This is a genomic window from Pantoea alfalfae (genome assembly GCF_019880205.1).
In the GTDB taxonomy this organism is placed as follows: domain Bacteria; phylum Pseudomonadota; class Gammaproteobacteria; order Enterobacterales; family Enterobacteriaceae; genus Pantoea; species Pantoea alfalfae.
This window is the reverse complement of the sequence record NZ_CP082292.1, coordinates 2,947,593-2,964,772: the sequence shown is the minus strand read 5'-3', so window position 1 is coordinate 2,964,772 and position 17,180 is coordinate 2,947,593. Positions and strand designations below refer to the sequence as shown.

20 protein-coding genes, 1 tRNA gene and 2 pseudogenes are annotated in these 17,180 nt (G+C 51.6%); 14 read left to right on the top strand and 9 right to left on the bottom strand.

All coding sequences use genetic code 11. The features are described from left to right. Positions 1-141: 141 nt before the first annotated feature. Both cysS and K6R05_RS13985 read left to right on the top strand, forming a co-directional pair. A complete protein-coding gene (cysS, locus tag K6R05_RS13990; RefSeq protein WP_033782242.1) occupies positions 142-1,527 on the top strand; it encodes a cysteine--tRNA ligase in 1,386 nt (461 codons plus the stop codon). 33 nt (positions 1,528-1,560) lie between these two features. Further along, positions 1,561-2,667, top strand: a pseudogene (locus K6R05_RS13985) (AAA family ATPase). 27 nt (positions 2,668-2,694) lie between these two features. On the opposite strand, the gene ybcJ reads toward K6R05_RS13985, so the two are convergent. Then, positions 2,695-2,907 carry a ribosome-associated protein YbcJ gene (gene ybcJ, locus K6R05_RS13980; protein ID WP_013357050.1) on the bottom strand — a complete coding sequence of 71 codons (213 nt, stop codon included), beginning with the start codon at positions 2,905-2,907 and terminating at the stop codon, positions 2,695-2,697. Next, complete coding sequence (gene folD, locus K6R05_RS13975) at positions 2,908-3,774, bottom strand: bifunctional methylenetetrahydrofolate dehydrogenase/methenyltetrahydrofolate cyclohydrolase FolD (RefSeq protein WP_161732013.1); 867 nt, start codon at positions 3,772-3,774, stop codon at positions 2,908-2,910. Positions 3,775-3,947: 173 nt separating this feature from the next. Here folD and K6R05_RS13970 point away from each other — a divergent pair, with 173 nt between their 5' ends. Both K6R05_RS13970 and K6R05_RS13965 read left to right on the top strand, forming a co-directional pair. Beyond that, positions 3,948-4,451, top strand: a complete 504-nt coding sequence (locus K6R05_RS13970; RefSeq protein ID WP_222924399.1) for a DUF1198 family protein — start codon at positions 3,948-3,950, stop codon at positions 4,449-4,451. A 94-nt stretch (positions 4,452-4,545) separates the two neighbouring features. After that, a tRNA-Arg gene (locus tag K6R05_RS13965) sits at positions 4,546-4,622 on the top strand. 18 nt (positions 4,623-4,640) lie between these two features. Here the strand turns inward: K6R05_RS13965 and K6R05_RS13960 are convergent. Next, positions 4,641-4,841: pseudogene (locus K6R05_RS13960) on the bottom strand (tyrosine-type recombinase/integrase); the annotation flags it as partial. A 105-nt stretch (positions 4,842-4,946) separates the two neighbouring features. Here K6R05_RS13960 and K6R05_RS13955 point away from each other — a divergent pair. Then, entirely contained in the window at positions 4,947-6,086 is a 1,140-nt protein-coding gene (locus K6R05_RS13955) for a hypothetical protein (RefSeq protein WP_222924397.1), read from the top strand. A gap of 158 nt (positions 6,087-6,244) precedes the next feature. On the opposite strand, the gene K6R05_RS13950 is transcribed toward K6R05_RS13955, so the two are convergent. Both K6R05_RS13950 and K6R05_RS13945 read right to left on the bottom strand, forming a co-directional pair. Further along, the gene (locus K6R05_RS13950; protein ID WP_033779622.1) at positions 6,245-6,457 is read right to left on the bottom strand and encodes a hypothetical protein; all 213 of its coding nucleotides are present in this window, start codon (positions 6,455-6,457) and stop codon (positions 6,245-6,247) included. A gap of 129 nt (positions 6,458-6,586) precedes the next feature. Beyond that, positions 6,587-6,814: a putative hemolysin gene (locus K6R05_RS13945; protein WP_222925493.1), complete on the bottom strand. Its 228-nt coding sequence runs from the start codon at positions 6,812-6,814 to the stop codon at positions 6,587-6,589. Positions 6,815-7,322: 508 nt separating this feature from the next. Here K6R05_RS13945 and K6R05_RS13940 point away from each other — a divergent pair. Continuing rightward, complete coding sequence (locus tag K6R05_RS13940) at positions 7,323-7,646, top strand: hypothetical protein (protein WP_222924396.1); 324 nt, start codon at positions 7,323-7,325, stop codon at positions 7,644-7,646. On the opposite strand, the gene K6R05_RS13935 is transcribed toward K6R05_RS13940, so the two are convergent. Then, positions 7,643-8,461 carry a DUF4225 domain-containing protein gene (locus tag K6R05_RS13935; RefSeq protein WP_222924394.1) on the bottom strand — a complete coding sequence of 273 codons (819 nt, stop codon included), beginning with the start codon at positions 8,459-8,461 and terminating at the stop codon, positions 7,643-7,645. The two genes, K6R05_RS13940 and K6R05_RS13935, sit on opposite strands and share 4 nt — an antisense overlap. A gap of 564 nt (positions 8,462-9,025) precedes the next feature. Between K6R05_RS13935 and K6R05_RS13930 the strand changes: the two genes are divergently transcribed. Continuing rightward, a complete protein-coding gene (locus K6R05_RS13930) occupies positions 9,026-9,349 on the top strand; it encodes a hypothetical protein (protein ID WP_222924393.1) in 324 nt (107 codons plus the stop codon). Positions 9,350-9,655: 306 nt separating this feature from the next. Here the strand turns inward: K6R05_RS13930 and K6R05_RS13925 are convergent, their stop codons facing one another. Beyond that, on the bottom strand, positions 9,656-9,982 hold the full coding sequence (locus tag K6R05_RS13925; RefSeq protein ID WP_222924391.1) for a SymE family type I addiction module toxin: 327 nt from the start codon (positions 9,980-9,982) through the stop codon (positions 9,656-9,658). 516 nt (positions 9,983-10,498) lie between these two features. On the opposite strand from K6R05_RS13925, the gene ddpX reads away from it, so the two are divergent. Further along, positions 10,499-11,080 carry a D-alanyl-D-alanine dipeptidase gene (ddpX, locus tag K6R05_RS13920; protein ID WP_222924388.1) on the top strand — a complete coding sequence of 194 codons (582 nt, stop codon included), beginning with the start codon at positions 10,499-10,501 and terminating at the stop codon, positions 11,078-11,080. Between the two features lie 169 nt (positions 11,081-11,249). Here the strand turns inward: ddpX and K6R05_RS13915 are convergent, their stop codons facing one another. Further along, entirely contained in the window at positions 11,250-11,486 is a 237-nt protein-coding gene (locus tag K6R05_RS13915; RefSeq protein WP_003854080.1) for a DUF2171 domain-containing protein, read from the bottom strand. Between the two features lie 355 nt (positions 11,487-11,841). Between K6R05_RS13915 and K6R05_RS13910 the strand changes: the two genes are divergently transcribed. From K6R05_RS13910 to K6R05_RS13895, 4 genes are all read left to right on the top strand, one after another. Beyond that, positions 11,842-12,438: a DUF1349 domain-containing protein gene (locus tag K6R05_RS13910; RefSeq protein WP_222924386.1), complete on the top strand. Its 597-nt coding sequence runs from the start codon at positions 11,842-11,844 to the stop codon at positions 12,436-12,438. A 96-nt stretch (positions 12,439-12,534) separates the two neighbouring features. Beyond that, positions 12,535-13,554 carry a DUF481 domain-containing protein gene (locus K6R05_RS13905; RefSeq protein WP_222924384.1) on the top strand — a complete coding sequence of 340 codons (1,020 nt, stop codon included), beginning with the start codon at positions 12,535-12,537 and terminating at the stop codon, positions 13,552-13,554. A gap of 103 nt (positions 13,555-13,657) precedes the next feature. Further along, positions 13,658-14,623, top strand: a complete 966-nt coding sequence (locus K6R05_RS13900; protein WP_222924382.1) for a magnesium and cobalt transport protein CorA — start codon at positions 13,658-13,660, stop codon at positions 14,621-14,623. Positions 14,624-15,120: 497 nt separating this feature from the next. After that, positions 15,121-15,354, top strand: a complete 234-nt coding sequence (locus tag K6R05_RS13895) for a BssS family protein (RefSeq protein ID WP_222924380.1) — start codon at positions 15,121-15,123, stop codon at positions 15,352-15,354. Positions 15,355-15,361: 7 nt separating this feature from the next. Here K6R05_RS13895 and K6R05_RS13890 read toward each other — a convergent pair whose 3' ends face one another. Next, on the bottom strand, positions 15,362-16,291 hold the full coding sequence (locus K6R05_RS13890; RefSeq protein WP_161732033.1) for a lipid kinase: 930 nt from the start codon (positions 16,289-16,291) through the stop codon (positions 15,362-15,364). Between the two features lie 168 nt (positions 16,292-16,459). Between K6R05_RS13890 and K6R05_RS13885 the strand changes: the two genes are divergently transcribed. Together K6R05_RS13885 and K6R05_RS13880 are read left to right on the top strand one after the other, a co-directional pair. Beyond that, on the top strand, positions 16,460-16,732 hold the full coding sequence (locus K6R05_RS13885; RefSeq protein ID WP_161732035.1) for a cupin domain-containing protein: 273 nt from the start codon (positions 16,460-16,462) through the stop codon (positions 16,730-16,732). Positions 16,733-16,744: 12 nt separating this feature from the next. Further along, positions 16,745-17,170, top strand: a complete 426-nt coding sequence (locus K6R05_RS13880; RefSeq protein WP_222924378.1) for a DUF4186 domain-containing protein — start codon at positions 16,745-16,747, stop codon at positions 17,168-17,170. Positions 17,171-17,180 lie beyond the last annotated feature (10 nt).

The following is a 17,180-nucleotide window of genomic DNA, read 5'->3' as shown; positions in this document are numbered from 1 at the left end:
ACCGTTCTTATATCATAATTTCCAATGACGCGTCAGCAGCACGGCGCAGTTGGCTTGCTTTGCGTCGCGCGAGCGATAAAAATACGGCACAATGTCTGGATACTTAAAAAAGCCAACCACACGCGAAAACGGAACCGTTCAATGCTTAAGATTTATAACACCCTGAGTCGACAGAAAGAGGAATTCAAACCCATTCATGCCGGTAAAATCGGGATGTATGTTTGCGGCATCACGGTGTATGACCTCTGTCACATTGGTCATGGGCGGACGTTCGTGGCGTTTGACGTGGTGGCGCGCTACCTGCGTTACCTCGGTTATCAGCTTAACTATGTACGTAACATCACCGACATTGATGACAAAATCATCAAACGCGCCAATGAGAATGGCGAGAGCATCGAAACGCTGACCAACCGTATGATCGGCGAGATGCACAACGACTTCGCCGCGCTGGGCATTCTGCCACCTGATGAGGAACCGCGCGCCACCCGTCACATCGCTGAAATCATCGAGTTGGTGGAAACATTGATCGCTCGCGGTCATGCCTATGTGGCAGATAACGGCGACGTGATGTTTGATGTACTGAGCGACACCGATTATGGCGCGCTGTCGCGTCAGGATCTGGAGCAGCTGCAGGCGGGCGCACGCGTTGAAGTCGCTGATGTGAAGCGCAATCCGATGGACTTCGTGCTGTGGAAGATGTCTAAAGCGGATGAGCCCGCCTGGTCATCACCGTGGGGCAACGGCCGTCCTGGCTGGCACATTGAGTGCTCGGCGATGAACTGCAAACAGCTGGGCACCCATTTCGATATCCACGGCGGCGGTTCAGACCTGATGTTCCCGCACCATGAAAACGAAATCGCCCAGTCGAGCTGCGCTCATGACGGTCCTTACGTTAACTACTGGATGCACTCCGGCATGGTGATGGTTGACCGCGAGAAGATGTCGAAATCGCTCGGCAACTTCTTCACCGTACGAGACGTGCTGCAACATTATGATGCGGAGACGGTGCGTTACTTCCTGATGTCCGGTCACTATCGCAGCCAGCTTAACTACGGCGAAGATAACCTGAATCAGGCGCGCGCGGCGCTGGAACGCCTTTATACCGCGCTGCGTCACACCGACAGCAGCGTTAAAGCGCACGGCGGCGAAGCGTTTGAAGCGCGTTTCCGCAGCGCTATGGATGATGATTTCAATACCCCGGAAGCCTACTCGGTGCTGTTCGATATGGCGCGTGAAGTGAACCGTCTGAAAAGCGAAGACGGCGCGTCAGCGCATGGTCTGGCGTCGAAGCTGCGCGAGATGGCTAACGTGCTGGGTATTCTGCAGCAGGATCCTGAGCTGTTCCTGCAAAGCGGCGCGCAGGTTAATGATGAAGAGGTTGCCGAGATTGAGCATTGGGTGAAGGCCCGTGCCGATGCGCGTGCTGCGAAAGCCTGGGCAGAAGCGGATATCGCGCGCGACAAGCTTAACGCGCTGGGGGTCATCGTCGAGGATGGGCCACAGGGCTCCAGCTGGCGTCGAAAATAAACCGGAGAGGGCGAGCAATCGCCCTTTTTTATTATGGCGATTGAACAGATTCAGATCCGCGGTTTCCGCTCAATACGTAACCTGACGCTGTCACTGCAACAGCTGAATGTGGTGAGCGGTCCCAACGGCTGCGGTAAATCCAACCTCTACAAAGCGGTGCGACTGCTGCACGAGGCGGCCAGCGGTCGTCTCGCGCTGGCACTGGCTGACGAAGGCGGCATTCAGAAAGCGATGTGGGCAGGCGGATTGCGCCGGGGCGATCGCCGACACGATCCGAAGCGGCTGGAGCTGGCCGTGGTGATGGATGATATGGATTACCAGCTGGAGATTGGCTTTCCCGAGCCGCTGTCGACCAGCCTGTTCAATCTTGATCCGCTGGTGAAGCAGGAGCGGCTCTGGCTCAGCGGCCAGCGTCGTCGTCATTCTGCCTGCCTCATGCAGCGTGAAAATCAGACCGCCTTTCTGCATAACGTTGAGGGCGATCGCGTCGCCTGGCCGGCGGTGCTGCATCCGGAAGAGTCGCTGTTTGGTCAGCTTAGCGAACCCCATCGCTACCCGGAGCTTTCCCAGCTGCGCGAACGGCTGCTGCAGTGGCGCTTCTACCATAAGTTCGCCGTCTGGCCTGGCTCACCGATTCGTGCGCCGCAGATTGGCGTGCGTGCGCCAGTGCTGAGCCATAATGGCAGTAATCTGGCCGCGGCCTGGGCAACCATCGTGGAGCGCGGTCATTCAGAGCTGTTGTTTGAGGTGATGGCGCAGGCGTTTCCTGACAGCCAGTTTGACGTCGAAGTGTAGAACGGCCGCTTTCAGATGCTGATGTCCCGCCATGGCATTCTGCGTTCGCTGGAGAGTGCAGAGTTTTCAGATGGCACGCTGCGTTTTCTGTGTCTGGTTGTGGCGCTGCTCAGCCCGCGCCCGCCCGCCTTTATGGCGCTGAATGAGCCGGAAAACAGTCTGCATGAAGATCTGTTGCCTGCGCTGGCGCGCTTAATCGCCGAAGCCAGTCAGTACAGTCAGCTCTGGATCACCAGCCATTCAGCCCGGCTTGCAACGCTGATTGCGCGGCATACGGCGGTGAATCATATTGCACTGGAACAGCGGGAAGGAGAGACGCGTGTGGCGGGGGAAGCACTGCTGTGACAGCGTCCCCGCAGGGACGCCTGAAAATTACTCGACGACAGTGATGCGAAAACCAGCAAATTCCACAGTCTGACCGGCAACGATCTTGCAGCGCTTACGGGTCTCTACCGCGCCATTGACCTTCACTTCACCCTCGGCAATCACGACTTTCGCCTGTGCGCCACTCTGAACCCAGCCTTCCAGCTTCAGCAGGTCACACAGATCGACGTGCGGGAATTTACCCAGTGAAAAACTTGCCATTTAAACGTCCTCTTTATCGTGAAACTCTTCGCACGCCTGCAGCGTGTTTTGAATCAGTGTTGCGACTGTCATCGGTCCGACACCGCCCGGTACCGGGGTAATGTAGGATGCGCGCTCTGATGCGCTGTCAAAATCAACGTCGCCCACCACTTTGCCGCTGTCCAGACGGTTAATGCCCACGTCGATGACGATGGCACCCGGTTTAATCCAGTCGCCCGGAATAAAGCCTGGCTTGCCCACCGCAACGACAAGCAGATCGGCATGCTCAACGTGATGGCGCAGATCTTTGGTAAAGCGATGGGTCACGGTGGTGGTGCAGCCCGCAAGCAGCAGCTCCATGCTCATCGGACGACCAACAATGTTAGACGCACCGACCACCACAGCATTCAGGCCATAGGTGTCGATGTTGTAGCGCTCCAGCAGCGTCACGATACCGCGCGGGGTGCAGGGACGCAGGGTTGGCGCACGCTGGCACAGGCGGCCAACGTTATAAGGGTGGAAGCCATCAACATCCTTATCTGGCGTGATGCGCTCCAGCACTTTCACATTATCGATGCCCGCTGGCAGCGGCAGCTGCACCAGGATGCCATCGATTTCAGCGTCCTGATTGAGCTTATCGATCAGCTCCAGAAGCTCAGCTTCGCGGGTGGTGGCAGGCAGATCGTAAGAGCGGGAGTGGAAACCGACCTCTTCACAGGCGCGGCGTTTGCTGGCCACATAGATCTGCGATGCCGGGTTTTCACCCACCAGAACCACGGCCAGACCTGGCGCACGTTTTCCGGCGGCCAGACGCTGCTTTACTTTTTCCGCAACCTCAACGCGCACCTGCTGCGCAATCGTTTTACCGTCAATAATTTTTGCTGCCATCAGAGAGGAAATCCACTGTGTTGTATTGAATCGGGGAAGGGGGCTATTTTGTCAGAAGCGTGGGCTGCTGTCAGTCACAGTTTCAGCCGCGTATGCGCTTTCCGGCTTTTTCGTCGCGACGAGTACCTGCCTCCATGCGTATGATATCTGCAGGACAATCCGGGGACGATGTAATGATTTGGATAATGCTTGCTACGCTGGCGGTGGTGTTTGTCGCTGGATTTCAGCTGCTCACCGCTGGCTCACGCCATGCCGCTCAGCGGCTCAGCAAACGGCTGCAGCTGCCACCGGTACAGGTGGAATCAATGATCTCTATGATGGGGAAAGAGGCGGCGAAAGAGTTTACCGACTATCTCAGCAAGGATAATGAAACGCACCTGCATAATGGCGCAGCGGTACTGCTGATCTGGCAGGTGTTGATTGTTGATGGCAGCGAAGAGAACAGCCAGCGCTGGCATGCGATTCTCAGTCGTGCCGGTTTTCCACCGCTTATCAGCCGCCAGCAGTTGCTGCTCGCGCTGGGTTTTCTGCGCCAGCTGGAGCCGGACAGCCAGGTGCTGCACGCACTTCGTGAGCAATACAATGCGCGTTTCACCTCACAAGGGATTGAGCTGGAAGGAGAATTTACCGGCACCAGTAAACTTGTGTCGCTCAGCGAATGGCGCAGGCGCCACTGACGTCAATTGGTCATTACCGCAGCACTTCGCTGCGGAGAAACGGCAAAAACGTTGACGTACCCGCTTCCCGACGTATAATCCGTGCCATCTCCATGCGCCCTTAGCTCAGTTGGATAGAGCACCGGCCTTCTAAGCCGTAGGTCACAGGTTCGAATCCTGTAGGGCGTACCAAATAAAATCAACGAGTTATCACCTCCCTCCGACTACCAGATTTTCCACATGGGACAGATTTGGGACACGACTGCCAAAAATCGCATCAATTTGCCGTGCATGCTCCGTTAAATGGTTAGGTGCAGGGTGCGCATACCGCTGGACCATTTCGATACTTTCCCAGCCTCCCATTTCCTGCAGCGCAGAAAACGGAACTCCAGACTGAATTAGCCAGCTTGCTCCGTGTTGAGGGTACGCAAATTATCGACAAATCACAGATGGGATGTGAAAACCATAACTGATAGCTAGCGACCTTCGGGTGGCTTTTTTCTAAGGGGCAAGGAAATGAAAAAGTCTATTCTGGCATGTTTTATATCTGTTTTCATTTTGACAGGATGTGGTCCAAAGGAGCTTTCTCCTGAAGAGAAACAAAAAGTAGAGCAACTCAAGGTAGAATTATCACAAACAGAAAGTGAGATTTCGTCCGCGAATGCCACCAATCAGAACTACTCTGGTGGGCTGATCAAGACTTTAATCAGCGCCAGAGTTGAGATTCTCAAAACAAACCAGGCGCTAATTAAGCAGCGAATTGATGCTATTGAGTCAGGCGCAAAAATAACAATGGATGTACACGTAATAAAACCGGATGAGGCGGCGGCTGATTCAGTTAAGAGCGAAATAGATGCGTTAAATGCTCAGATTTCTCAGGCTAAAGCAGAAGCGAACCAATATAGCGGTGGCTTGGTTCTTGCGATGAAACTGGCAGCAATCGCAACTCAGGAGCAAACCATGGCGATGCTTCAACAGCGCTATTTGTCAGCCAGGTATGGACTTGCTAACGCTATGCCATCTGATTTGAAGCAGGGCAACGTTGCGGAAGCAAAGCCAATCGAGAAAGCAGTTCAGGCTAACAATAATCAGCCATTACTTCCGCCGGGAGATGGGCCATTTGGCCTGGAGTCAGGTTTAACCAAAAAGAATATCGAAGATATGACCGGTGAAGAGCTTAAGCCTTATGAGGGCGTGACAAATCTCTACACTGTAAAATTTCCACCGAAAAAGAACACTGAATTTGAGGGTTATGGTCTACTTATATCTCCAAAGTCTGGCCTATGCCAAATCAGAGCGTTAGGTAAAAACATTGATACAGACAGTTATGGACTTGCGCTCCAATCAAAATACAAAGAACTCTTCGATTCTCTCTCTTCAATCTATGGCAAACCTAAAAGCACCGATTTTTTACTTTCAGGCTCAATCTGGAAAGAACCTCAAGACTGGATGATGGCGCTGAACAAAAAGGAACGTTTCCTCTCAGCTCAATGGGAAGAATCGTCTGCAACACCTCTTAAAAACAGGCTCACATCTGTCTCAATGGAGGTAAGAGCCAATGACTCCAGTAAGGGATATGTTTATCTTCAGTATGACTTCAACAACATAGATGCTTGCAACGCAGAAATTGAAGAAGCTAAGAAAAGCTCGTTATAAACCTTTTTCTCAATATTGCTATATAAACGCTTATAAAATTTTTTAACTACACCTCGCTTCGGCGAGGTTTTTTATGAGCAAAATATTCGATCAAAACGATCAAATCATCATTTCATAAATCGGCATACAAATAGAGATTATTTCAGAATGTCGCTTCGTTATCGTTGGTTAGCTTTGCGATATAGCCAGACACCGATAAAGGCCAGCAGAGCAGAAAGCACCGCCTTAAGTGCAATCACTGTGAATTCGAAACTATCCATAGCGCCTTCACCATCACCGCTAATGTGGCCTTCTACCAGGGATCTGATGATGCTTTCAGGTATGAGAAACCAGGTTGCGGAGAAGATTATAATAAATATCAGTATTTTCATCGCACTACACACTTTGTGAAATCAGGAACATCAATGCGGCCGTATGCTGGTAATCCTTCTTTCATAAAGCCACGTCCCATTCTTATGGCTCCTTGATAGCTGCCCTGATATGCCTTCCGACTAACGAGTCTATTGGTTATCCCTTCTGTACAGCGCCCACTCCTCGATGCGCTCTCCGCCTGGCAGAGTACAGTAACCTGATTCACCATCCGGGCCCTTCACTATGTCCAGCTTGCCGCCCATCTTTTCACAATACACAGAGGCTGGGTTAGCCATGCCCACAACGTGTTGTCTGTCATTATGGGGTACACAGGCTGTGAGTAATAAAATGGTCGCTGCGATTGTAATTGTTTTCATTTTTAACCTTATCTGAAGAGATTGATGAGGGTTAATCGTTATATCCACGCTGCTTCATCTCGCGCTAGTTTTTCTGTTTAATTAAACGGCTATTGTGACCCTGTGTAGCCATTGAAATCAGATCATAACCTGGGCTTAATACCGCCAGTTAGTGTGGATTTATACATACATCGTGTTCATTAGGTGCATCACCACTTTCCCTTACCTTTGGGATCGCATCTCATCTGGGTACAGCCAGAGCTGCGTTGGCCACATAAACCGGCTACAGGCGCTGCTTCAGCAGCTGCATTGCTGGCCGCTTATTCGTCAGCTGTAACCGGCGCATTGATAGAGCACTTAAGGAGGGGCAGCCATCGCGGGATTAACGGGTTACACCACACCAATGACAGCAGCGCAGACAATATCATCGGGCGGTACCGGTGCCGCCCATGCAAAGAGGGGGTTAGCCTGGCTCAGGTACACTGTGCTATATTTTGCTCGTATCGCAACGGCATTCAGGATGAATCAGATGAACGAATTTGAGCAAAAACTCTTTAATAATGGCTTCTCTGCTAAAGAGATCGGTAAACTCAAAAGTATTATAAAAAAAGACGAGTCAAAAAAAGATACACTTCAAAGCCTCGTGATTGATCTAAGTAAACGCTTCTGGGGCGGAGTTATTGCTCTTATTATTTTGATGCTTATTGGACTGGATGGCATTTTCAATGCAGATGCTTCAAATGCCATTCCATATATCGTTGTTCTGACGTTTGCATTCCTTGTGGTCTATTTTGTTACGCCTATGAGACTGGCATGGAAATCCTACAAGTTTGTCAGAAAAACCAGAAGTTAGTTTTGAGAGGGGCTATTTTGCATTTGATAAAGGTTGATACTTATTCCAGTCCCCTTATAGGCTGCTCCAGCGCCTTTAAAAGCAAGTGCTGGTTTACTCATAACCTGTACTTTGCGGTAATAGTCAGTTGGCAGATATTTGTATAGCCTCCAGGCCTCTGGCTTCAACGTCAGCTTGAAAATGCCATAGTATGAAGTGGTCAAATCAACTACCTGATAGGCTAGCAATCCCAGTCGCTTATCAAAGCCAAAGAAATCTGCCACATCCTCATATTTATCTCTTATTGGGTTAGATGGATGAGCCACACCGCTAAGTCTACCTATGCTCTCAATCCCTGATCCCACTCCATTCATCACCAGGGTGGAACCCGCTACAACACCTAAAATATTACCCGTGGTGACAGAACCCACAATCAGACCGACCCCAGCCACGATTTGTAAGCCACTCAACACCACGCCGATGCCATTGATTACATACCCAATGACCTTTTCATGGTCATGGTAAAACTGCACCGAAGACGATACGACAGCTTCACCAGTTCTGAGCATTCTGTCCTGAATCTTAAGATACTGGCTTTCCTGCTTCAGATTCTGGATACACTCCTGACACTGATCATCCGAAGTCGAATTGCGAATCGTATGGAGCTGTAGTCGAGCGAAATCACGCACTTCATCCTGAAATTTTACTCTTAAAAGAGCATCTTTAAGATGAAATTGTGAAAGTGAGATTGCTACATTAACTAACTGATTAGCTTCAATATTTGCAATCGTCAGAAAGTAGTTTGAGAGTCTTCTGGTGTCCCAATAGTTGTCCATAACAATACCTTTATATAAGCGTCTTTCTCACCAGACATGGTTAATCAGATCCTAAAATAGCTGGAGTTTTTAGAGATTACAAATTGAAGATTTTAAGGAGTGGTGACAGTTTTAGTAAGGGGTGCCTCAGAAGCATGCAACAAATTCAAATAAAAAATTTCTTATATAACAATAGGCTTTCTAACAGGAGTAAATCCTTTAGGGTACCCAATTCTACCTTTTGTTTAGCATCCACATACTCTTTGTTTTTATACTGCCGTCATAATACCTTAATGGTTTGCTTTCTTTCGTACGCACGTATTCAATAGCAGTACTTTGACTATGCGGTAGTTTGGATATGGTACCAATTTATGGCTTTGTCTGGAGGCTCGTAAAGTCAAAACCTGTTATCGACAGTTCTGATGTTTGCATTCGCCGATTAATTGCTCGCGCTGTAGGTTTTCAGCTAGTTGAAAAAAGGTTAATCCAAGGTTAGATAAACACTGATGGCGAAGCAGATCATATAAAAAGGTTGGTCAGGATGGTATCTTCGTACGCATAGAAACATACTTCAGGAGGAATCTGATGAACGAATTTGAGCAAAAGCTTTTTCAAAGTGGTTTCTCAGCTAAAGATCTGCGAAAACTAAAAGATACGCTTACCAGAGATGAGAACAAATTATACACCCCGCAGTCTCTCGTCCAGGAACTCAGTAAGCGTTTTTGGGCTGGAATTATTTGCATGGCGACTTTAATTTCTTTTTTCATTTATGGAGTAGCAAAAGGACATCAGCAAAGCCTGATATCATATGCAATCGTCCTGATGGTAGGAGCAGTTGTAGTATATTTAGTGATACCGATGAATCTTGCATGGAAATCATATAAATTCACCAGAGCATGTAAGCGCTAATTTCTATACACTGCTAATTGCCTGATTCCTGTTTTAGGCACGCATTTATAGTTGTACGATCCTTACAGGAAATTAGTGGGTACATCGATAATCTGTATTTTGCGATAGTAACCATCTAATAATTCTCCTGAAATCATTCCAATCTATAGATTATCTGTCCTCTCATTATAAAAGGCGATTAAAACAGGGGAGCGCTACGTTGGCGGGGCAAAAGATCCTTTAAATATAGAAACACGGATAATCATTGCCAGCAATACTAATCTGCCGCTCCCCAAACAGAAGCGGCATCCTTTCACCTCAACACCGCTAACCCGCAGTCACACCCGACAATGCCAGCACCTGCTTCTGTTTCTTTGCAGGCAGCTTATTCAGCTGCGCTAAAGCATTAACCAGTTGCTCATCGACAGGCTCGGGTGGCTTCACGGTCAGCACGATACGGCCCTCTGTAACGCTCACCTCAACTTCGGTTCCGGTGGTGAATCCGGCTGCTGCCAGCCACTGGCCTTTCATAATGATCGACGGAATACGGATATAGTCTGGATACCGGCTGGCGTAACTCACCGTTAATTTACGCCGGGTAACGGAAGGGGCTTCTGGATTTAAGTCAACTGCATTACACTCTGACTCAGTCATAATCTCTATTCTCGCTAAATAGTGGTTGTGATTAGCGATGCAGGGGTGCTCCAACACCTCTGTATCGCGCTAAATACCTGTACATATAATCAACTAATACGAATAAAGTCCAGCTGAAAATCGATGTAAATCAGCGAGTTTATTCACAATTTAAACGCTATTATTTGCGGCGCAGATCGCAAAATAAAGTAATTAACTGCTGCACTTTCATGTGAAGTAAAATTGATAAAGGATTCGAATTTCCTGGGGTTGAAATATCGCCTTTCATCTGACTGTAATTATTTATAAAACGCTATAGTTCCTGAATTCAGGTAACTGATTATTCCACCTGTACTCATCTCTCAAGCCTTTAAACCTGCCAGCCAGCATCCTGAGTAAACAAACTGCCACATCACGACCAGACTCAGAAAACCATCACATCTTTTTTTCCTCCCGCCGCAGTGCCATGATAACCGCCTCATAACTATCTTCTCCGGCCAGCCCGCCACAGAGCACATAAACAGGGAGCACTTCATCATGGAAAGTAAAAATCTTGTTGATATTGCTGAGGCCTTTCCTCAGTTAGCCATCGACCTGAAATATGCCACCGCCGACAACCTGACCGGACAGCCAATCTACCGCGATGCGCGCTGTCTGCTGCACGTTGATGCGGCAAAAGCGCTGGCGAAAAGCATCGGGATTGCAAACGTGGCGGGCTATTCACTGCTGATCCTCGATGCGTACCGGCCACCTGCCGCGCAGGCAATCCTGTGGCAGGCCTGCCCGAATCAGGACTATGTCGCACCGCTGACGCGCGGATCAAACCACAGCCGCGGCACCGCAGTAGACGTGACGCTTATCGACGAGCGTGGCGAAATCGTTGATATGGGTACCGGCTTCGATGAGATGAGTGAGCACTCCCATCCTTATCACCCTGCGGTGCCCGTTCAGGCACAGCGTAACCGTCTGATGCTTAATGCCATCATGCTGGGTGGTGGCTTCACCGGCATTGCGACCGAATGGTGGCATTTTGAATTGCCCGGATCAGAAAGCTATCTGCTGATCGACGGCGTATTTGGCTGTTATTCCTTACTGCAACCAGAAAATATCAGCCTCTGAGAAAACAGAACAATTTGAGTATATTCAGGGGAAATGCAGAAAGCGTTGTTTCTTCATCAAATGCAGAAGGGCAGAGCGATAAAATGAGCGGGTTCGGGCAGGGTGATAAGAAAAAATAGCTTAACGCAAAGAAAATAAATAAGCCGTGGCAGATGCCACGGCTAATGTTTTATGCAGACTGCCACTCACTTTCAACATCCGCTTTGGCTTTAGAAAGGATGACTTTATTATCATCAACCTCTTTCACCCAGCTGAATGGAATAATGTGGTGTTTGCCGCCCGCTTCAGGATCGCTTTTCGCCAGCTTAATTTTGTCGTCGCCTTCGAAGTGGTCGACAATCCCGACATGTTCGCCATTCACATCAACAACCTGCGCGTGATCTAAAATTTCTGATTTATCTACCATGGTGGCTTAATCCTTATATTTAATGAGTTCAGTTGCCCTCAGACAAAACAAGTCTGGTTGTTAAATGCGATTTGCGCCAGGCTATTAACAAAATGAAATAGTTGAGTGAGCTGGACCTGGTCGCTGTTATTTATTTCCGGCAGAAGAATAAAAGGTATATAAGCGAAACCGCTAACGGAACCGGCGTGTCTGCAGCCACGGGTCTGCTGACCTCACTGCCTGCCACATCGGCATCATCAGATTTGCCGAAATCGTCTGCCGCCCGTTCACCAATCAACGCTATGATAATCAGGTCAATCGCCACGCCGCAGATCGGCCAGAACGCGGGCGGTTTAACTTACCCAAAGGAGTGCCTATGACAGCAGTCAGTTCCATTACCGCTGAAGGTAGCGTCTGGATTAATCAGCCGCCGGTACACAGTCTGGATGGCGATACGCTGAGGTTTGAAACCGCGCTGAACAGCGATTTCTGGCAGCGTACCTGGTACGGCTTCGAACGTCACAGCGGCCACGCTTTTGGCTTCTGGGTGGAAAACGACTTTACAGTTCAGGTGCAGGTGAGGGCGGATTTCAGTCAGCTCTACGATCAGGCTGGTCTGTTTATTCAGGATAGCGAAACGCACTGGGTTAAGGCGGGCATTGAGTTTAACGATGATCAGCCTGCCATTGGCAGCGTAGTCACGCGTGAGTTTTCCGACTGGTCTACCGGTGTATTTCCCGGTGATGCGCGTCAGTTCTGGCTGCGCGCCACGCTGGAAAAGGCGGCATTACGAATCCAGTACTCCACCGACGGCCTGACCTGGCCACTGTTGCGGCTCTGCCCGTGGCCGGGTCAGATGCGGCGTTTTGTCGGCGTGATGGGCTGTTCGCCTGAACGCGAGGGACTGGCGATCCGTTTCAGCGATTTCACGCTGGGTCCGCCGCCTGGCAAAGCACTTCACGATCTCTCCTGACCGCATTGCATATCATCGCGGAATCCGCTTAATTGTCAGGTCCGAATTTACGGTGACGCGTCGTCCGAACCGAACGACGCCTTTACAGGGAAAGCTATGCGTTGCGCCACCTTATTGACCCGGCTGCTGGTCATCTTCTGCTGTGCCGGATGGGCAGAGCAGGCCGCAGCCGATACCGTCTGGCTGAATAATGGCGATCGACTGACTGGCACGATCCGCTACCTCAGCGACGGCAAGCTGGCGATAGAGACACACTACGCAGGCACCGTCACCCTGGCGTGGAATGCGGTCAGTACGCTTGCCAGCGACAATCCAGTCAATGTCGAAAACAAAAAGACCGGCGAACACTATCAGGTGCGGCTCTCTTCGTCCGATCCCGGTTATGTCTGGGTGGAACGCAATGAGCAGGAGCAGCAGGTCTCCGTCAGTCGCATCGATGAGTTTATGAAAGCCAAAGTGCGCAGCGATCAGCTCGCCTGGACCGGCAATATCGATGCCGGTGTGAAGGTCAAAAAAGCTTCGACGAAAACTGACGACTACAGCTTTGCGCTCAACACCAAACTGAACAAGGGAAAATGGCGGCACGACATCGGCGCGACCTATAACCGTGAGCAGGAAAATGCGAGCGTTAACACAGATAACTACAGCCTGCGCTACGCCTTCGACTATCTGGTCAGTGAGCAGTTCTTCTGGCAGACCCGCGCGACCTACAAGCGCGACTGGGTGGAGAACCTCTCACGCCAGGCGCTGCTCGGCACCGGCCCCGGTTATCAGCTTTGGGACACCGAACTCAGCGCGTTCTCACTCTCCGTGCTCGGCGGGGCCTTTGAGTATGGCTACAGCGACGATCGCGAAGAGCGGCACTTTGGCGGCTCGCTGCGCTGGAACTATCAGCGCTATCTGCTGGGTAAGTCGGTCACGCTTTACAGCAATGGCGATGTCGGCCATTCGCTGGATGATGACGGCGTATTTATGCTGGATGCCGAAGTCGGGCTGCGCTACAGCCTGACGTCGTGGTCAACCCTGCACCTTGGCTATCATCGCAATCTGGTCAGCGGCATTCCCGATACCCTGAACGAAGGCATTTTCTCCACCGGATTAGGCCTGAAGTGGTAACCCGCTGATCGCGCAGCGTCGCAGCAAATCCTTACTGTTTTTATCCGGTTACAGGCCCGGCTTTAGCTAAGCTGCATGTACTGTCATAACGGGAATGCAGAAGATGATCGTAAGCAGCAGGGTGTATCGTCCGGGAAGTGCGGGCGAAGAGGTCGACGTCGAAGATATCAGTGAAGTGATCAAAGAACCGGAAGCGTTTATCTGGCTCGGGCTGTGGCAGCCAGATGCTGAATTTATGGCGAAAATTAAAGAGGAGTTCGGCCTGCACGAACTGGCGGTTGAAGATGCGCTTAATGCCCACCAGCGCCCTAAAATTGAACATTACGGTGACTCACTCTTTATCGTGGTCAAGACGGTATGTGCGAAGGATGACAGCTGCGAACTGGGCGAAACCCATTTCTTTGTCGGAAAAAAATTCCTGATCAGCATCCGTCACGGCGCATCTGAAAGCTATACCCCGGTGCGGCAGCGGGCGTGTGAAAATCCGGCGCTGCTGAAGTTTGGCCCAGCCTGGCCGCTCTACTGCCTGCTCGACTTTATTGTCGATCGCTATGCCGCGCTCTCTACCTCGCTGAATGAGCGGGTGGGGCAGATGGAGAACGATCTCTTCACCAGCGAATTTGACCGTAAGTCGGTTCAGTCGGTCTACACCATGCGACGTCATCTGCTGTCACTACGCAATGCAGCGCAGCCGGTGGAAGAGATCTGTAATCAGCTTATCCACCTGCATGAAGATCTGATCCCGCGTCCGCTGCGCGCCTATATCCGCGACGTGCAGGATCACGCCCGTCATGTGGTGACCGACGCGGAAGATATGCGCGAGATGCTGACCAGCGCCATGCAGGTCAACCTGGCGCTGGTGACGGTGCAGCAGAATGAGGTGGTCAAAAAGCTGGCGGGCTGGGGCGCGATCCTGGTGATTCCGACCGTGGTGTTCAGCATGTATGGCATGAACTTCGAACATATGCCAGAGCTGAAGTCGCTGTATGGCTATCCGCTGGCGGTTGGGCTGACGCTGCTGGCCTGTGGCGGGTTGTGGGCTAAACTGCGACGCTCTGGCTGGCTGTGATTGTCGTCTGGCAGGGGCGGATGCCGGGGCGCCTCATCCAATCCTGATACGGCGTCATCTCGCATGCTTAATGCAGCTGCCCGTGTGTGTACCTGATGCGCGCAAAGACGACCATCATTAATTCTGACGACGTGCTGGAAGCGTCACAATCCTGGCGCGATTTGAACGGATGAAACAGGCTGCGATGACATTAAAACGTTCAACGTTCTGTTATTCCGAAGACAGAAGCGCCGGGGATTGATTACAGCGTCTGAGTTGAATGGATTACATCAGACCAGTGCCTCCGGTAACAGAAGCGCGGGCGTCATTTACCGACATTTGCCTGTCAGGCAAGGCTCCAGACGCCGCAACGATGCTAACCGGTTGACGCTGCGCTTGTTCTGCCGCTTCCCTTGTAATCCTGTGAATTTGGTTCAGACTCAGCACTCTATTCATGTTTTATCATCAGAGCTGGCCTGACTCCCAATCAGCGTTATGCTTTCACAGTCAGGATCAAAGTGAATGAATTTACGAGTTTTACCTTCTATCCGGTTACCGGCTGGCATATTGGTCCCCTGAAATCACATCGGGCACTGGTACTGAAATTCGGTTATATCGACCCCGACGCCCCGCGAGAACAGGGCCCGCAGGAGACGTTGTTTCTGGGGCTGACCCTTGAAATGGCGAAGAAGCTGGCCACCAGTCTTTCTGAGCATATCGACTACGCTGAAAAAAACGGCATCGGACACTAGTTTCTTATTACTCACGCTGGTTACAACGCCTGCTGGCGGGCTGGTATATCGCGCTGTCGCCTGGGGCATAAACCTGTAGCGCACGGGCGATTAGACGGAAATGTGCCGGTGTCTGGCCGATAATCTCGCCGTCTGCATTGATGTAATGAGGACGGCGCGTTTCAATGGTCAGTTCCGTGGTGCTGAACGCCCGCACATCGCGCCAGCGGCCATGCGTGCCGCGCCGCAGAAAGGGCAGCAGCGCAATCAATTGCCAGCTGTGCTGCAACTCCAGGCTGTAGACATCCAGTAGCCCATCGTCGGGTGCTGCGCACTGTTCCACCGTCATGCCACCCCCGTAGAAGCGCCCGTTGCCTACCGATACCTGAACCGTTTTGATCGGTATCCGCTGACCCTGATGCACCAGCGTGGCGCTGAACGGACGGCTCTGCCGCAGCAGCCGCAACGCTGCCAGGGCATACCCGCCGACACCCCAGCGTTTTTTCGATTCCGCCGTAAGGTTACGCGCCAGCTCTGCCGAAAAGCCGATGCTGCAGACGTTGAGAAACAGGTGCTGATTCACTTCCCCCAGATCTACAGCGCGCCACTGCCCGTCTGCGATAATTTTCACCGCCTGTTCAAGGCTGGCGGGAATGCCCAGCGTACGGGCAAAATCGTTGGCGGTGCCCAGCGGTAAAATGCCCAGTGGCAGGCCAGTCTGCATCAGTCCCGGCGCGGCCGCGTTAAGCGTACCGTCGCCACCGCCGACGATCACCGCATCGACGCGACCGGCATACGCCGCGATGAGCTGGCTGTAGGTGCGGGTCTCATCCTCGTCCGGTTGTAGCAGGGTGAAACCAGCCTGAACCAGCAGCGTCTGCGCCCGACTGGCCTCAATGCGTCCTTTTCGTGAGCGCTGATTAATCAGCAGCAGAGCCGTTCTCTGAGGGTTAGACATACTTTTACGTCATCCTGATGTCAAAATGGGGAACGAGACGGCAAGTACAGCATTGGCCTGACCCGTGAACAACCCTGTTTGCGCGACTTTACGTACCCGCTCCGTGCCATAAGCGGCGATAAAGATCGTCTACACTGCTTAGGGTCAGTTCCATATTGAGGAGTTGCAATGACCGAACACGAATTCAGAAAATTGTTAGCCGAACAGGGTTTTGATGAGCCACTGCTGATTGAGCGTGCCGCATCAGCCCAGCTTGATAATCACGTCCATCCTTTTGAAGCGCTGGCCCTGATTCTCAGTGGTGACATCACCATCAGTACCGAGCAGGGCGACACGACCTATCATCCCGGCGAGACGTTTCACCTGCAGCCGAATGAACTGCATCGCGAAGCGTTCGGACCACAGGGCGTCAGCTATCTGGCGGGGCGTAAATATGAGTAACTGGCAATCAGTATGAACGTGTCTGACGATCTGTTTACCCGACTGGCACGTTCGCCGTTTCGTCAGCGCTTTCGACTGGGACGCGCTGAGTACGATTATGCGAGCAGCAAAGGCGAGCCGGTTTTGCGACAGCACGCCGCAGAGTTTGTTGCACAGCGGCTGGCGCCTGCTCAGCCGGAAAATGATGGCAAACAGACGCCGATGCGCGGCCATCCGGTGTTTATCGCCCAGCACGCCACCGCGACCTGCTGTCGTGGCTGTCTGAACAAGTGGCACAGCATCGGGCAGCATCAGCCGCTGAGCGCTGAGCAGCAGGATTATGTCGTGACGGTATTACTGGCGTGGATCACCCATCAGATGCAGCAGCCAGCACCGCCCGCCCGCGTGAGCCGGAATAAGCCGAAACCGGACGACGATCCGCAGCTGGCGCTCTGGTAATGGATAAAAA

Bases quoted from the DNA above. Each gene is read 5' to 3' on its own strand.
- K6R05_RS13940 (WP_222924396.1), top strand. From the start codon at position 7,323: ATGAACGAATTTGAGCAAAAACTCTTTAATAATGGCTTCTCTGCTAAA.
- K6R05_RS13915 (WP_003854080.1), bottom strand. From the start codon at position 11,486: ATGGTAGATAAATCAGAAATTTTAGATCACGCGCAGGTTGTTGATGTG.
- K6R05_RS13880 (WP_222924378.1), top strand. From the start codon at position 16,745: ATGAACGTGTCTGACGATCTGTTTACCCGACTGGCACGTTCGCCGTTT.
- K6R05_RS13955 (WP_222924397.1), top strand. From the start codon at position 4,947: ATGAAAAAGTCTATTCTGGCATGTTTTATATCTGTTTTCATTTTGACA.
- folD (WP_161732013.1), bottom strand. From the start codon at position 3,774: ATGGCAGCAAAAATTATTGACGGTAAAACGATTGCGCAGCAGGTGCGC.
- K6R05_RS13890 (WP_161732033.1), bottom strand. From the start codon at position 16,291: ATGTCTAACCCTCAGAGAACGGCTCTGCTGCTGATTAATCAGCGCTCA.
- K6R05_RS13930 (WP_222924393.1), top strand. From the start codon at position 9,026: ATGAACGAATTTGAGCAAAAGCTTTTTCAAAGTGGTTTCTCAGCTAAA.
- K6R05_RS13900 (WP_222924382.1), top strand. From the start codon at position 13,658: ATGATCGTAAGCAGCAGGGTGTATCGTCCGGGAAGTGCGGGCGAAGAG.
- K6R05_RS13935 (WP_222924394.1), bottom strand. From the start codon at position 8,461: ATGGACAACTATTGGGACACCAGAAGACTCTCAAACTACTTTCTGACG.
- K6R05_RS13970 (WP_222924399.1), top strand. From the start codon at position 3,948: ATGATTTGGATAATGCTTGCTACGCTGGCGGTGGTGTTTGTCGCTGGA.
- ybcJ (WP_013357050.1), bottom strand. From the start codon at position 2,907: ATGGCAAGTTTTTCACTGGGTAAATTCCCGCACGTCGATCTGTGTGAC.
- K6R05_RS13885 (WP_161732035.1), top strand. From the start codon at position 16,460: ATGACCGAACACGAATTCAGAAAATTGTTAGCCGAACAGGGTTTTGAT.
- K6R05_RS13950 (WP_033779622.1), bottom strand. From the start codon at position 6,457: ATGAAAATACTGATATTTATTATAATCTTCTCCGCAACCTGGTTTCTC.
- ddpX (WP_222924388.1), top strand. From the start codon at position 10,499: ATGGAAAGTAAAAATCTTGTTGATATTGCTGAGGCCTTTCCTCAGTTA.
- K6R05_RS13945 (WP_222925493.1), bottom strand. From the start codon at position 6,814: ATGAAAACAATTACAATCGCAGCGACCATTTTATTACTCACAGCCTGT.
- cysS (WP_033782242.1), top strand. From the start codon at position 142: ATGCTTAAGATTTATAACACCCTGAGTCGACAGAAAGAGGAATTCAAA.
- K6R05_RS13910 (WP_222924386.1), top strand. From the start codon at position 11,842: ATGACAGCAGTCAGTTCCATTACCGCTGAAGGTAGCGTCTGGATTAAT.
- K6R05_RS13905 (WP_222924384.1), top strand. From the start codon at position 12,535: ATGCGTTGCGCCACCTTATTGACCCGGCTGCTGGTCATCTTCTGCTGT.
- K6R05_RS13925 (WP_222924391.1), bottom strand. From the start codon at position 9,982: ATGACTGAGTCAGAGTGTAATGCAGTTGACTTAAATCCAGAAGCCCCT.